This window comes from Streptomyces sp. NPDC001492 (genome assembly GCF_053597275.1).
This window is the reverse complement of the sequence record NZ_JBSFHW010000006.1, coordinates 79,063-93,566: the sequence shown is the minus strand read 5'-3', so window position 1 is coordinate 93,566 and position 14,504 is coordinate 79,063. Positions and strand designations below refer to the sequence as shown.

Below are 14,504 nucleotides of genomic sequence, written 5' to 3'. Positions count from 1 at the left end.
TTTGTCGCTGGATTGAGTGTTACGCAGTGGGATCAAGCCGCACTCAAGCGGAGATCAAGCCTCTTGCGATGTACATCTCTTTTACGATACACGGGCATATCGATGGGGTGAGTTCACGGCTCCGCACGCGCCTCCCCGCACCTACGGCCATTCGGCCGGCACCGCCGCAGGCCATCGCGGAGAAACCGCCGAAGAACCAGGCGGCCAGGCACGCGGGAAGCGCTCAGAAAGCGCGGTCGCCGTACAGAGGTCGGCCGCGTCAGCCGCCCGCGTTCCGCAACCGCGCAAACGACGTATACAACCCCCGCTTCAACACCCGCGCCACAGGCCGTTCCACCCACCGGTGCACAAGCCGGCTCAGCAGCAGGAACCCGGCGATCACAAGGGCCACCAACAGCCGCGGGTCCATGGTGTCCCGAAGCTGCCCGATCACCGTCGTACCGGCCACATAGTGGACCAAATACAGGGGATACGTCAGGCTCCCCGCCGTGACCAGCCACTTCCACCGCACGCGATCCGTCGCACCGAGCGCGATCGCAACCATGAGCAGCAGGAACACGGTGTAGATCACCACGCTCCCCCGCCACCCGGAGACATGCTCGGTGGTGTCGATCCTCAGACCCAGCTGCCGCTGCCCCATCAGCCACGCCATCCCGAGGATCCCCCACAGCAGCAGGTCCTGGCCGAAGCGGTGCATGAGGTAGAGGGCGAGGCCGGCGATGAAGAACCAGGCGCCCTCCGGGTTGGCGGCCAGCGTCAGGAGGTGGAAGTCCGCCGCCGGGGCGAGCATGGCGGCCGCGCCCCACACACAGCAGAAGATCACGATCTTGCGGTACGTCAGCCCGGTGGCGACGACGACCAGGAAGAGCAGGTAGAACCGCAGCTCCGACCAGAGCGTCCAGTACACGCCGTCGACGCTCGCCACACCCGAACCCGACTGCAGCATCGTGAAGTTGAGCAGGATGTCGCGCAGCTTCAGCCGGTCCCAGACCCCCGGCGCCACCACCAGCACGGCCGTGGTGAAGACGATCCCGAACCAGTACGCGGGGTACAGGCGGATCACCCGGGAGACGAAGAACTCCCGCGGGGTGCGCCCCCAGCAGGACATGCAGATCACGAAGCCGCTGATCACGAAGAAGATCTCGACGCCGATCCAGCCGTAGGCGGCGAAGTGGAAGACCGTCGGCATGGTGTCGGAGACCGGCCGGCCCCAGACGGCGTTGCCCGGCTGGTCGACGCGCCAGCTGCCGACGTAGTGGTGCACGGCCACCATCAGGGCGGCGACGAGACGGATGCCGTCGATGGCGTACAGGCGAGGACGCTCGCGGCCGAGCGGGGCCGCCTGACGGCGTCCCCGCACCGTGCGCAGCTGCTGCGTCGGCCGGTCGACCATCGTGGACATCAACGACCATCCCTGTGTCTTGCCTGTTCCGACCCCTCACGCTAGGGGTTCACAACCGCCCCACAGTGAGCAGACAGGAACATTCGGGGCATCGGGAACGGGGAGTTGGCGCAAGTCTCCACGAGCCGTCCCGCAAGGTTCGCCGAGACTTCACCGTGCGACCGTCCCCCCACCCGCCGGCGGGGCAAGCGAAAGGGCCCGTACGACCGAAGTCGTACGGGCCCCTTCAGGAGCTCGCGCTGGAGCTACCAGGTCAGATCAGCAAGCTCACTTGTTGATCTTGGTGACCTGGCCGGCGCCGACCGTCCGGCCACCCTCACGGATGGCGAACTTCAGGCCCTCTTCCATGGCGATGGGCTGGATGAGCTCGACCTTCATCTCAGTGTTGTCGCCGGGCATGACCATCTCGGTGCCCTCGGGGAGGGTCACAACACCGGTCACGTCAGTCGTACGGAAGTAGAACTGCGGACGGTAGTTGTTGAAGAACGGCGTGTGGCGGCCACCCTCGTCCTTGGACAGGATGTAGGCCTGCGCCTCGAACTCGGTGTGCGGGGTGACCGAGCCCGGCTTGATGATGACCTGGCCGCGCTCGACGTCCTCGCGCTTGATGCCGCGGAGCAGCAGACCGACGTTCTCACCGGCCTGGCCCTCGTCGAGCAGCTTGCGGAACATCTCGATACCGGTGACCGTGGTGGTGGTCTTCTCGGTCTTGATGCCGATGATGTCGACGGTCTCGTTGACCTTCAGGACACCACGCTCGATACGGCCGGTGACGACCGTACCGCGACCGGTGATCGTGAAGACGTCCTCGATCGGCATCAGGAACGGCTTGTCGACGTCGCGCTCCGGCTCCGGGATCGCGGTGTCGACGGCGGCCATCAGGTCCAGGACCGACTGGCCCCACTCCTTGTCGCCCTCGAGCGCCTTGAGCGCGGAAACCTTGACGACCGGAACGTCGTCGCCCGGGAACTCGTACTCGGAGAGCAGCTCACGAACCTCGAGCTCGACGAGCTCCAGGATCTCCTCGTCGTCCACCATGTCGGCCTTGTTCAGGGCGACGACGATGTACGGAACGCCGACCTGGCGGGCCAGGAGCACGTGCTCCTTGGTCTGCGGCATCGGGCCGTCGGTGGCGGCGACCACGAGGATGGCGCCGTCCATCTGGGCAGCACCGGTGATCATGTTCTTGATGTAGTCCGCGTGACCGGGGCAGTCGACGTGGGCGTAGTGACGGGTCTCCGTCTGGTACTCGACGTGCGCGATGGAGATGGTGATACCGCGCTGGCGCTCCTCGGGAGCCTTGTCGATCTGGTCGAACGCCGAGGCCTCGTTCAGGTCCGGGAACGCGTCGTGCAGCACCTTGGTAATGGCGGCCGTGAGGGTCGTCTTACCGTGGTCGATGTGACCGATGGTGCCGATGTTGACGTGCGGCTTAGTCCGCTCGAACTTCGCCTTCGCCACTGGGGTCCTCCTGGGAGTGGTTCTGGTACGCCTTACTTCATCGGCGCCAGGTGATCTTTGCTGTCAAATCCCGGGCCCCGGGTCATTCCGCCACGATTGTGGAGGAACGACCCGTGAGGCTCCGGGGTCAAGCCTACGGCGTGAAAACGCGGTGCGTTAAACGCAGGTGCGTTACTCGCCCTTGGCCTTCGCGATGATCTCCTCGGCGACGTTCCGCGGAACCTCGGCGTAGGAGTCGAACTGCATGGAGTAGCTCGCACGGCCGGACGTCTTGCTGCGCAGGTCGCCGACGTAACCGAACATCTCCGAGAGGGGCACGAGGCCCTTCACGACGCGGGCACCGGCCCGCTCCTCCATGGCCTGGATCTGGCCACGGCGGGAGTTGATGTCGCCGATGACCTCACCCATGTAGTCCTCGGGCGTGGTGACCTCGACGGCCATCATCGGCTCAAGGAGCACGGGGGACGCCTTGCGCGCGGCCTCCTTGAAGGCCTGCGAACCGGCGATCTTGAAGGCGAGCTCGGAGGAGTCGACCTCGTGGTAGCCACCGTCGATGAGCGTGACGCGGACGCCCGTCATCTCGTAGCCCGCGAGGATGCCGAACTGCATGGCCTCCTGCGCACCGGCGTCCACCGAAGGGATGTACTCCTTCGGGATACGGCCACCGGTCACCTTGTTCACGAACTCGTACGAGGCGTCGCCGCCCTCGATGGGCTCGATCGCGATCTGCACCTTGGCGAACTGACCGGTACCACCGGTCTGCTTCTTGTGGGTGTAGTCCACGCGCTCGACGGCCTTGCGGATCGTCTCGCGGTAGGCGACCTGCGGCTTGCCGACGTTGGCCTCGACCTTGAACTCACGGCGCATACGGTCGACCAGCACCTCGAGGTGCAGCTCGCCCATACCACCGATGATGGTCTGGCCGGTCTCCTCGTCCGAGTGGACCTGGAAGGACGGGTCCTCCTCGGCCAGGCGCTGGATCGCGACGCCCAGCTTCTCCTGGTCGCCCTTCGACTTGGGCTCGATGGCGACCTGGATGACCGGCGCCGGGAAGTCCATGGACTCCAGGATCACCGGCTGCTTGTCGTCGCACAGCGTCTCACCGGTCGTGGTCTGCTTCAGACCCATGACGGCGATGATGTCGCCGGCGCCCACCGCGTCGATCTCCTCACGCTTGTTCGCGTGCATGCGGTAGATCTTGCCGATGCGCTCCTTCTTGCCCTTGACGGAGTTCAGCACCGAGGTGCCGGACTCCAGGCGGCCCGAGTAGACCCGGACGAAGGTGAGCTTGCCGAGGTGCGGGTCGCTCATGATCTTGAACGCCAGCGCGGAGAGGGGCTCGTCGTCGGACGGCTTGCGCTTGACGACCTCCTCCGGGTCGCTCACGGCGTGGCCCTCGATGGCCTCGACGTCGAGCGGGGAGGGGAGGTAGCGCACGACCGCGTCGAGCAGGGGCTGGACGCCCTTGTTCTTGAACGCGGTGCCGCAGAACACCGGGGTGACCGTGGTGTCCTTGGACTTGCCGGACGCGATGGTGATGCGACGGATCGCGGCGTACAGCTGCTCCACGGAAGGCTCTTCGCCCTCCAGGTACAGCTCCATGATCTCTTCGTCGTTCTCGGCGACGGTCTCGACCAGCTTGCCGCGGTACTCCTCGGCAGCCTCGGCGTGCGTGGCCGGGATGTCGACGATGTCGTACATCTCGCCCTTGGTGGCCTCGGCGGACCACACGAACGCCTTCATCGTGACCAGGTCGACGACGCCCTTGAAGTCGGCCTCGGCACCGATCGGGAGCTGCATGACGATCGGCTGAGCGCCGAGGCGGTCAGAGATCATGTCGACGCAGCGGTGGAACTCGGCACCGGTCCGGTCGAGCTTGTTGACGAAGCAGATGCGGGGGACGCCGTAGCGGTCCGCCTGACGCCACACCGTCTCGGACTGGGGCTCCACGCCGGCGACGCCGTCGAACACCGTCACGGCACCGTCGAGCACACGCAGCGAACGCTCCACCTCGACGGTGAAGTCGACGTGGCCCGGCGTGTCGATGATGTTGATGGTGTGGTCGACGTCTTCCAGCGGCCAGTGACAGGTGGTGGCAGCAGAGGTGATCGTGATGCCACGCTCCTGCTCCTGCTCCATCCAGTCCATGGTGGCAGCGCCGTCGTGGACCTCACCGATCTTGTAAGACACACCGGTGTAGAACAGGATCCGCTCGGTGGTGGTCGTCTTGCCCGCGTCGATGTGGGCCATGATCCCAATGTTGCGGACCTTGGCCAGGTCAAGTGAAGTGGTAGCCATAAGGCTTCAGTCTTCTCTCGGTCTCGATGTGGGTAGCGACTACCAGCGGTAGTGCGCGAAGGCCTTGTTGGACTCGGCCATCTTGTGCGTGTCCTCGCGCTTCTTCACAGCGGCACCAAGGCCGTTGGAGGCGTCGAGAAGCTCGTTGAGCAGACGCTCGGTCATGGTCTTCTCGCGACGGGCGCGGGAGTAACCGACCAGCCAGCGCAGCGCGAGCGTGTTGGCGCGACCGGGCTTGACCTCGATCGGAACCTGGTACGTCGCACCACCGACACGGCGGGACTTGACCTCGAGGGTCGGCTTGATGTTCTCCAGCGCGCGCTTCAGCGTGATGATCGGGTCGTTGCCCGTCTTCTCACGCAGACCCTCCATGGCACCGTAGACGATGCGCTCGGCGGTGGAGCGCTTGCCGTTCAGCAGCACCTTGTTGATGAGCGACGTGACCAGAGGGGAACCGTAGACCGGGTCGATGATGACCGGGCGCTTCGGGGCGGGGCCCTTACGAGGCATTTCTACTTCTCCTTCTTGGCGCCGTAGCGGGAACGGGCCTGCTTGCGGTTCTTGACACCCTGGGTGTCGAGGGAGCCACGGATGATCTTGTAGCGAACACCCGGCAGGTCCTTCACACGGCCGCCGCGCACGAGCACGATGGAGTGCTCCTGCAGGTTGTGTCCCTCACCCGGAATGTAAGCGGTGACCTCGATCCCGCTGGTCAGACGCACACGCGCGACCTTACGCAGGGCCGAGTTCGGCTTCTTCGGGGTGGTCGTGAACACACGCGTGCAGACGCCACGACGCTGAGGGGAACCCTCGAGTGCGGGCGTCTTGTTCTTCTCGACCTTGTCCTGCCGGCCCTTACGGACCAGCTGCTGGATCGTAGGCACTACTTCTCCGGTTTCTGTGTGCCGATGGGTACAGCTAACCTGGAACGTCGCCGACCCACGCGGTCGGGTGTGTCGAATCCGGCAGACTCTCGCCGTGAAGCGAAAAGGGCGCAGATTACGGTGGCCAGTGACGGCTCGCTATGCGGTTGAAGGCACGCACGAGAGCCAGGGCACACCCCAGGCACAAGGTCTGAGCGTACCTACCTCATACGCTGCGGTCAAAACAAATGGGCCGCGCCCGCATCGCCATGCGAAGCATGTCAAGACCCTACGCCGTACATGATCTTCGAATTCACGTTCCCGACACCTCGGGGAGCTACGTCGCCGCAGCTCACTCCAGGTCATGCGGAGGCCAGGGCTGCCGCGATGAGGATGGTGATGATCAGCGCCCATCCGGCCACCGACAGCCAGCCCAGGACCAGCCCGGTCATGGCAAGGCCCTCGCCCCGCTCACCGGTGCGCTGCATTTCGCTGCGGGCTGAGTGACCGAGGACGACCGCGGGGATGCCGGTGAGCCCGGCGGTGAAGAACGTGAGGATCCCGCAGACCATGGAGCCGACCGCCTTGCCGTTCGTCGGCGGCGGGACCGGCAGAAAGGTCGCGGGCACGGGCGGAGCGGCCTGATTGACCGGCACGGGGCCCTGCGGCAGATCGGCGACCAGAAGGGCCAGCTCCCCCACCGTACGGGCCGCGTACGCCCGCTCCACCCGCCGGTCGAACTCCCCCTTCTCCAGCCGCCCCTCTCCGTACCCCGCCCGCAGCACGTCCACGGCGCGCTCACGGTCGGCGTGGGAGGCGAGCATGGACGGAGCGGTCTGCCCCTGCCAGGCCTGCCCGAAGCCCTGCACCGGCACCGAGCCCCCCTGCCACGCCTGCGGCACGCCACGCTGCCCCTGCTGCCAGGGCCGCAGGGGTACGTCCTGCCCCGACTGCGGGACATCCTGCGCCCGCTGCGAGTCCCCCTGCCCCGACTGCCAGGGCTGCCACGACGGATTGGACACGAGTACCTCCCCGAACCCCCGAGTCACTCCATGATGCGCCGAACGGGGATTTCTGGCACAGGGGGCGTTGCGGACCCTCTCGTTCCAGCGCTCTCCTCGCCTGTTCCGCCCTCTCCGCGCCGGCCGCAGATCATTTCACGTCGTTGGCTGGTTCGCGCCCTTTCCGGTCCGGCCGTCCTGCGCTTTCAGTACCTTGATCCGTCCGCTGCAAGGGAAATCGGGGGATGAGCGTGACGAGAACGGTGGTGCACTCACCGGACGACGGAGGCCTGGACGACCGGGTGCCCTTTCTGGCTCGGCTGGAGAGCGAGGACCGTTCGGTGCTGCTGGCGCTCGGCCGGCAGCTGGACTTCACGGCGCGCATGGTCCTCATCCACCAGCACGAGCCCTCCTCCCACGTTCTGTTCCTGGTGCAGGGCTGGACCAAGGTCACGGCCTCAGCGGCCAACGGCTACGAGGCACTGCTCGCCCTGCGCGGACCCGGCGACATCGTCGGCGAGTCGGCGGCGCTCACGGGCCGGCCGCGGTCGGCGACGGTGACCGCGCTGGAGCCGGTGCGGGCGGTGGCCGTGGAGCACGAGCGGTTCACCGACTTCCTGGGCCGCTCCCCCGCCGTGTCCTTCGCCCTTCTCGGCCTGACCGCGGACCGTACCCGGGCGGCCGACCGGCGGCGGCTGGAGTTCGCGTCGATGAGCGTGCGGGAGCGTTTCGCCGTCCTCCTCCTGGACCTGGCCCGCACCCACGGACGCCGTACCGAGGAGGGCATCGAACTCGCCGTACCCCTGAGCAAACAGGAGCTGGCGGGCTCGGTGGGCGCGTCCCGGGAGATGGTGCAGCGCCTGCTGCGGGAGCTGCGCGACAAGGAAGCGGTCGTGACGGGACGCCGGACGCTGCTGATACGACGGCCGGACGTGCTGCGGCGCATTGCTGCGGCGGGTCCGGCATCCGGGATCCCCTCACCACAGGGGCCGCACGAGGAGTGATCTCACCCTCCTCCGCAGCCCTTCTGTGCACACGGTCACACAACGAGTGCGTCATCCGCCCTCACCGCCCGCCTCTCCCGGGCGCCACTCTGGCGCCTGCACCACACACCCCCCTCGGAGAGGCGACCATGAGCGACCCCGTGAGCCGCACGATCCTGTTGCTGGACATCGAGAGGTTCAGCGACCGGGACGACGTGGAGCAGGCCTATCTGCGGCGCATGCTCTACGACATCACCGACCGCGCACTGGAGAGCGCCGGCATCGACGAGACACTGCGGCTGCGGGCCGACCGCGGGGACTCGGTGATGGAGCTCATCGACGCGAGCGCCTCGGTCACGGCCTTGCTGCGCAGCCTTCTCACGGAGGTTCCGGCGCAGCTGCGGGCGGTCAACAGGATGGCATCCAGCTCCGCGCAGATCCGACTGCGCGGCGTGGTCGCCACCGGCTGGGTCGCCGTGGACGAACTCGACGGCTGGGTCGGCTCCGACCTGAACCACGCCTGCCGGCTGCTGGACGCCGGAATCCTGCGCGCCGCCCTGCGCGAGCGCGCCGACGACTTCGCGCTGTGCGTCTCGGACCCCCTGTACTCCGGGGTGGTACGGCACGACCACACCGGGATCCCGAAGGCGCAGTTCCACGCGGTGACGGTGGACAGCAAGAACGGCCCGCTGAGGGCCTGGCTGCACGGCCCGGTGCCGGACGGCGCGGTACCCGCAGACCACGGTGACACGGGGGCGGGGGAGGCGTCGGGCGGTTCGGGGGACCGCCCGACGCCGCGGGTCCCCCCGCAGGGCGGCCCGGCGCCGGACCGGGGAGCCCCGGCGCCGGGCCCTGTCTTCCACGGCAACGTCACCATCGGCGGCGGCACGGTGAGCGGCGACCAGAACAACGTCACCGGCAACCAGATCACCGGCGACCTCAACTTCGGCGGTGGCCGCAGGCGGGGTGAGGGCGCGTGAGCACGCCCGATCAGCAGCCCCCGGCGGGCGGCGCCGGTCCCGCGCCGGACCAGCCCCAGGCCGAACCGGCCCCGGCGGACGAGGCCCGAAGAGAGGGCACGGACGACGGGTCCGAGGAGCGCGACCAGCCGCAGGACGCCTGGGCGGCCCGCCGGGACCTGGTCGACCACAGCCCGCGGAGCATGAGCTTCGGCGCCCAGGCACGCTTCGGCGGCGGCACGGTGAGCGGCGACCAGAACAACGTCACCGGCAACCAGGTCAGCGGCGACGTGATCATGGGGACCAAGACGGTCTACCAGTTCTCCCTACCCGGGTTCTCGTCATCGGGGTCCGTGTCCGGCGAGGTCCCGCGGGCCACCCTGGAGCGGCTGGCCGGGCACTTCGTCGCCGATGAGGAGGTCGTGGCCGGTCTCCTCGACCGGCTGCGCCGCGACCGCGTCCTCGTCCTGTCCGGTGCCCGCTTCACCGGCCGGCGCACGGCCGCGCTGATGCTTCTGCACCGCCTCGGCGTCTCCTCGGTGCGCACCCTGGACCGCGACACCGGCCCGAGCGCCCTCGCCGAACAGGTCGCCACCACGGAGACCGACGAGGACCCTTCCCGCGGCTACGTCCTGTGCGACCTGGCCACCCGCCGCGACCGACCGCTGCGCGAACCGCATCTGCTCGCCGCCCGCGACCGGCTCGGCGAGCACGGCTACCTGATCATCACGGTCGACCCCACCGCCGTACTGGAGGACGTGCCGTTCGCCGTCGCCTGGCACCCGCCCGCCGCCGCCGACGTCCTAGCCGCCCACCTGAGCACCCGCACCGATGCCGAGACCGCCGCCAAGCTGCTCGAACTCCCCGATGTCACCGAGTTCCTGGGCCGCAGCCACCAGTTGCGCGAGGTCGCCGCCTTCGCGCAGCAGCTCGCCCGGTACGCGGCCGGGGAGGCGGGCGCGGACACGGTCGCGCAGTTCTCGCTCGTGTCGCTGGAGAGCCAGGTCCAGGAGTGGTTCGAGGAGGACGAGGCCTCGATCCATCTGCGGGACAAGGCGTTCCTGGTGGCCCTCGCCGCCTTCGACGGCGGCCCGTACGCCCTCACCGCCGAGGTCAGCGACCTGCTGTACCGCCTCCTCCAGGAGACCTGGAACCACTCCCAGGTCCCGGAGGTTCCCGTCTTCGGCACGCACATCGGCAAGCGCCTCCAGCTGGCCCGCGCCGAGAAGTACGAGGAGGACGAGCACACCGAGTGGGGGCCGGTGCCCCAGCAGAAGGCCAGGTTCCTCGACGAGCGGGTCTCCCTGGTGCTGCTGCGTGAGGTGTGGCTCGGCCATCCGTCCGCCCGGCCCGCGCTGATCGCCTGGCTGCGCCGCCTCGCCGACGACGGCCGCCCCCTGGTCCGCACCCGCGCCGCGTCCACCGTCGCGGTCCTCGCCCGCACCGATCTGCCCTCCGCGATGGCGCTGGTCATCGAACCCTGGGGCACCTCGAAGCGGTTCCGGCACCGGCTGGTCGCCGTCAACGCGCTCACCCTCGCCCATCTCATCGGCACGCCCTATGTCCCGCGCATCCTCGACGGCTGGTGCGAGGGCGACGACCCGCGGCTGCGCTGGGTGGCCGTACGGGCGTACGGGCTCATCGGACCGGAGCGGCCGGAGCAGGCGCTCGCCGCGCTGCGCAAGGCAGTCCGCAGGCTGTACGAGGCTGGTCCCGACGACCTCGACGGCGCGATGGCACGCGAACTCGCCGAAGCCGTCGGGCTGTTGCTGCTTTCTCCCGCCGGCGACCGGGTCCTGGCCGAACTGCGCGAACACCTCGACGACGACCGCGCCGTGCACGACCTGGCGCTCGGCGGCTTCGTGAACGCCTGCCACCGCACGCAGGACGACGAGCGGTACGGCACCCCGCTGGTCCTCGACTGGTACGCCCGCACCGCCCACGAGGACGGCGAGCCAGCCCACGGCATCCCCGCGCTGTGGCGGGCGGCGCTCGCCGACCCCCGGTCCACCCGGCAAGCGCTGGAGGTCCTGTGCGAGTGGGTGCTGATCGCCCACCGGGCCGAGACCACCGAGTGGGCGCTCGCGGCCCTGCTGCCCCGGCTCGTCACCACGAGCGCCGAGCACGACCGGCTGAGCCATCTGCTGCGGACGATGCCGGGCGAGGACGGCAAGCCCCCGCCCGACGTCGCGGCCCGCCTGCTGGCGGTCCTCCCGCCCCGCTGACCTGCACATCCCCGAGGAGACACGCACCATGCCCGCTTTCAACCGCCCGCCCGAGTGGCAGCAGCAGGCGGACCGGCACACCCCACTGGTCGACCCGGTGCTCACCGTGCGCCAGCTGGGCCGCTTTGACTTCAACCTCAAGTCGCTGGTCCGCATCGACCACGCCCTGGTCTTCTCCACCCCGAAGGGCGGCTACGACTCGTATCTGCCGCCCCGGCGGCCCACGCGCAGCGAGATCGCGGCGAAGCGGTACACGGCCGTGTACGAGGTGGACATGGGCGTGCACCCGTTCTCCGCGGAACTCGCCCTGCCCAGCGACAACGACGCGTTCGAGTTCACGGCCGCCGTGGACCTGTCCTGGCAGGTCCTCGACCCGGCCCGGTTCGTGGCGAGCGGCCACCGGGACGTGCCGGCCCTGGTGCTGGGCGAACTGCAGCAGGCGGCCCGACCGGTGACCCGGCGCTTCGCCATCCCCGACAGTGCGTACGCCGAGCGTGAACTGCTCCAGGCGGTCACCGTGCTGGGGCCGCTCGGGGCACCCGCGGGACTCCAGGTGACCTGGACGCTGCGGCTGCGGCGCGACCAGGAGAACATCGACCACCAGCGCCGGCTCCAGGCCATCGACCACTCCGCCGCCGAGCAGATCCGCGCGGCCGAGCGGGGCATGGAGATCGACGTCGAGGTGGACCGCCGGAACCGGGAGCAGGACCGGTTGCAGATCGAACGGGCCATGGCGTACGGCACCCAGCAGCAGGAGCTCGCGCTCCAGCAGCAACGGTGGCAGCACCAACAGGCCCTGGAGCAGGGGCAGCAGATGATCGAGCTGCAGGCCATCGAGGCCAAGAAGATCGAGTTCTACCAGTGGCATCTACAGCAGGGCGGCGTCCACGCCTGGGCCCTCCACCTCGCCCAGCACCCCGAGGACTCCCACCTGGTCATGCAGAGCATGCGCGAGGACCAACTCCGCATGATCCAGGCCCAGATGGACCTGGTGAGCCAGCTCCTCAACGGCGACACGGCCGAGAGCTACGAGCTGGAGGGCCCGAAGCAGCTGGCCCTGCGCACGGTCAGCGACATTCTGAACCAGCGCCTGCCGGGGGTCCCGCAGACGCCGCCGCTCATCGCACCTCAGGGGGATGGGCCGGCTTATCCGGCCGCGCCGAACGACCAGCCGCCGGGCAACCAGGCTCCGCCCCAGGTGGTGCCGGGTAGGCAGGCGCCTCTTCCGCAGGCCCCGCAGACACCTGCGACTCCGAGCCCTCAGCCACCCACCGCTGCCGCCCCCGGCACCCCGTCCTGGCAGCCGCCCGCACCGTACGCCCCGCCACCCCCGCTGTCCGGACCGTACCCCGGCGCCCCCGCCCCGCCGGCCACCCCGCCCCAGACCCCGGCCTGGCAGCCCCCGCCCGGCTACGGCAGCAACCCGACCCTGCCCACGCAGGCGCCGCCGCCCGACCAGGCCGCCCAGGAGACCCCGGTCGACTCGGACAACTCCCCAGAGGCAAGCAGCACATGACGACCACCGACCCGGCACCTACACCCGCCCCCGCCCCCGCCGCCTCCGCCGAACGCATACGGCTGTGCGAGCGTCTCCTCACCGATCTGCGCACCGAGATCGCCCGCGCCGACAGCAAGGCCTCCGTACTGGTCGCCGCGCTCGGCATGACGGCCGGCGTGTTCAGCGGACTGCTCGCCGGGCGGGGCTGGAACCCCTCGGTGCTGTCCGCCGCGGGCACGGCACTGTGGTGGTCCGGGACGCTGTCCCTCACCGTCTCTCTCTTCGCGATGCTGCTGGCCGTGCTGCCGCGCTTCCGCTCCGCGCCGTGGACCCCGGGACAGCCCCTGACCTACTTCGGCGACATCCAACAGGCCGTGCAGCAGGGCCACTTGGAGTCCGCGCTCGCCGAGACGGAACAGAGCCCCCTCGCCGGTCTGACCGTGGCACTCACCGAGGCCAGCGGCCTCGCCGCCCGCAAGCACCAGTGGATCCGTACCGGCCTGGTCGCCTTCTGCGTCGGCACGGTCCTGCTGCCCGCGTCACTGCTGCTCGGCTGAACCGCCGCACGGTCGTCCCCAACTGAAGCAACCACTAGGAACCGCCATGACCCAGCAACCGCCGGAGTATCCCCAGTACCCGACGCAGCCGCCGTCGGCACCGCCGCAGTACCCGCAGGCGGCCGAGTCTCCTTCGTACCCGCAGGCACCGCAGTACCCCGCTCAGGCACCTCCCGCGCCTGCCCCACCTCCCCGGTACCCACAGGCCGGCCCGCCCCCGCAGTACCCGAAGGCCCCGCCCCCCGCGCCCTCCGCACCGCCCACGCCCCCGGATCCCGCCGCCCACCCGCACCACATCAGCACCGACCACGGCCGCGTCCACATCCGCCGGGACCAGCGCCGTACCGACGCCACCGCCGTCAGCAGCCTGCTGCTCCACCTGCCGAACTTCCTGTGCAGCCTGTTCGTCGTCGGCCTGGTCTCGCTCCTCTTCGGCGGATTCGGCACGGTCGTGGTGCTGGCGTGGCTCGCCAGCGGCGCACTCGTGTTCCACCGCCCCACCGAAAGCGCCATCGCGCGCCATCTGCTCCGTCTGCGCCACCCCACGCCACAAGAACGAGCCAAACTCGAACCGGTCTGGCGCGAGGTCACGGCCCGCGCCGGCATAGAAGCCCGCAACTACGAGCTGTGGGTGGAGGACAGCGACAGCCTGAACGCGGTCGCCGCGGCCGGCCACATCGTCGGCGTCACCCGCTTCGCCATGAACGAGCTGCCCAACGGCGAACTCGCCGCGGTCATGGCGCACGAGCTGGGCCACCACGTCGGCGGCCACGCCTGGGCCGGGCTCCTCGGGCACTGGTACGCACTCCCCGGCCGGATCGCCTGGCGCTTCCTGAAGGCGTTCTCCGGCTTCGTGTTCCATGTGTCGCGCGCCTTCGGCTGCATCGGCACCGCCGTCGTCGTGATGGTCATCGGCAGCATCGCCCTGGCCACCATCAGCACGCTGTACGGCCTGCCGCTGCTCGTCCTGGCCGTGCCGTACGCGCTCGCCGCCGTCGGCCGCCGTTCCGAGCTGCGGGCCGACGAGCACGCGGCCGCGCTGGGCTTCGCCCCGATGCTGGCCGCCGTACTCGACAAGCTGCACCAGCAGGAGCAGCAGGCCCAGGTCGCGCTCACCGCGGCGAACGGCGGTGTGCAGCTGGAGGAGAGCACGCTCAGCAAGCTGCTCTCCTCACACCCGGACCACTACACACGGCTGCACCACCTGCAGCCGTATCTCCAACAACCGCCGTACTGACGGACGACACCCGCACATGC

Annotated in this window: 12 protein-coding genes; 6 read left to right on the top strand and 6 right to left on the bottom strand. The window is 69.3% G+C overall.

The genetic code is table 11. From position 1 onward, the window contains the following. Positions 1–259: 259 nt before the first annotated feature. The 6 genes from ACWC1K_RS09915 to ACWC1K_RS09890 form a co-directional block, all read right to left on the bottom strand. Positions 260–1,402, bottom strand: a complete 1,143-nt coding sequence (locus tag ACWC1K_RS09915; RefSeq protein ID WP_450829979.1) for an acyltransferase family protein — start codon at positions 1,400–1,402, stop codon at positions 260–262. 267 nt (positions 1,403–1,669) lie between these two features. Then, a complete protein-coding gene (tuf, locus tag ACWC1K_RS09910) occupies positions 1,670–2,863 on the bottom strand; it encodes an elongation factor Tu (RefSeq protein ID WP_115906452.1) in 1,194 nt (397 codons plus the stop codon). A 171-nt stretch (positions 2,864–3,034) separates the two neighbouring features. Then, a complete protein-coding gene (gene fusA / locus ACWC1K_RS09905) occupies positions 3,035–5,161 on the bottom strand; it encodes an elongation factor G (protein ID WP_450829977.1) in 2,127 nt (708 codons plus the stop codon). Positions 5,162–5,200: 39 nt separating this feature from the next. Then, the gene (rpsG, locus tag ACWC1K_RS09900) at positions 5,201–5,671 is read right to left on the bottom strand and encodes a 30S ribosomal protein S7 (protein WP_003992340.1); all 471 of its coding nucleotides are present in this window, start codon (positions 5,669–5,671) and stop codon (positions 5,201–5,203) included. 2 nt (positions 5,672–5,673) lie between these two features. After that, entirely contained in the window at positions 5,674–6,045 is a 372-nt protein-coding gene (rpsL, locus tag ACWC1K_RS09895; protein WP_003948652.1) for a 30S ribosomal protein S12, read from the bottom strand. 341 nt (positions 6,046–6,386) lie between these two features. Continuing rightward, entirely contained in the window at positions 6,387–6,848 is a 462-nt protein-coding gene (locus ACWC1K_RS09890) for a DUF1707 and DUF4190 domain-containing protein (protein ID WP_450830351.1), read from the bottom strand. Between the two features lie 422 nt (positions 6,849–7,270). On the opposite strand from ACWC1K_RS09890, the gene ACWC1K_RS09885 reads away from it, so the two are divergent. The 6 genes from ACWC1K_RS09885 (at position 7,271) to ACWC1K_RS09860 (ending at position 14,484) form a co-directional block, all read left to right on the top strand. Continuing rightward, positions 7,271–8,029: a Crp/Fnr family transcriptional regulator gene (locus ACWC1K_RS09885; protein WP_450829975.1), complete on the top strand. Its 759-nt coding sequence runs from the start codon at positions 7,271–7,273 to the stop codon at positions 8,027–8,029. A gap of 128 nt (positions 8,030–8,157) precedes the next feature. Continuing rightward, on the top strand, positions 8,158–8,988 hold the full coding sequence (locus tag ACWC1K_RS09880; protein WP_450829973.1) for a hypothetical protein: 831 nt from the start codon (positions 8,158–8,160) through the stop codon (positions 8,986–8,988). Further along, positions 8,985–11,192, top strand: a complete 2,208-nt coding sequence (locus tag ACWC1K_RS09875; protein WP_450829971.1) for a hypothetical protein — start codon at positions 8,985–8,987, stop codon at positions 11,190–11,192. The genes ACWC1K_RS09880 and ACWC1K_RS09875 overlap by 4 nt, the downstream gene beginning before the upstream one ends. 28 nt (positions 11,193–11,220) lie before the next feature. Further along, positions 11,221–12,708, top strand: a complete 1,488-nt coding sequence (locus tag ACWC1K_RS09870; protein ID WP_450829970.1) for a hypothetical protein — start codon at positions 11,221–11,223, stop codon at positions 12,706–12,708. After that, the gene (locus ACWC1K_RS09865; protein WP_450829968.1) at positions 12,705–13,247 is read left to right on the top strand and encodes a Pycsar system effector family protein; all 543 of its coding nucleotides are present in this window, start codon (positions 12,705–12,707) and stop codon (positions 13,245–13,247) included. Before ACWC1K_RS09870 ends, ACWC1K_RS09865 begins: the two co-directional genes overlap by 4 nt. 46 nt (positions 13,248–13,293) lie before the next feature. Beyond that, positions 13,294–14,484: a M48 family metalloprotease gene (locus ACWC1K_RS09860; protein ID WP_450829966.1), complete on the top strand. Its 1,191-nt coding sequence runs from the start codon at positions 13,294–13,296 to the stop codon at positions 14,482–14,484. The last annotated feature ends 20 nt before the right edge of the window (positions 14,485–14,504 follow it).

Coding starts and splice junctions, on each gene's coding strand:
- rpsG (WP_003992340.1), bottom strand. CDS start 5,671: ATGCCTCGTAAGGGCCCCGCCCCGAAGCGCCCGGTCATCATCGACCCG.
- ACWC1K_RS09870 (WP_450829970.1), top strand. CDS start 11,221: ATGCCCGCTTTCAACCGCCCGCCCGAGTGGCAGCAGCAGGCGGACCGG.
- fusA (WP_450829977.1), bottom strand. CDS start 5,161: ATGGCTACCACTTCACTTGACCTGGCCAAGGTCCGCAACATTGGGATC.
- ACWC1K_RS09865 (WP_450829968.1), top strand. CDS start 12,705: ATGACGACCACCGACCCGGCACCTACACCCGCCCCCGCCCCCGCCGCC.
- ACWC1K_RS09885 (WP_450829975.1), top strand. CDS start 7,271: ATGAGCGTGACGAGAACGGTGGTGCACTCACCGGACGACGGAGGCCTG.
- ACWC1K_RS09890 (WP_450830351.1), bottom strand. CDS start 6,848: ATGCTCGCCTCCCACGCCGACCGTGAGCGCGCCGTGGACGTGCTGCGG.
- ACWC1K_RS09860 (WP_450829966.1), top strand. CDS start 13,294: ATGACCCAGCAACCGCCGGAGTATCCCCAGTACCCGACGCAGCCGCCG.
- ACWC1K_RS09915 (WP_450829979.1), bottom strand. CDS start 1,402: ATGTCCACGATGGTCGACCGGCCGACGCAGCAGCTGCGCACGGTGCGG.
- ACWC1K_RS09880 (WP_450829973.1), top strand. CDS start 8,158: ATGAGCGACCCCGTGAGCCGCACGATCCTGTTGCTGGACATCGAGAGG.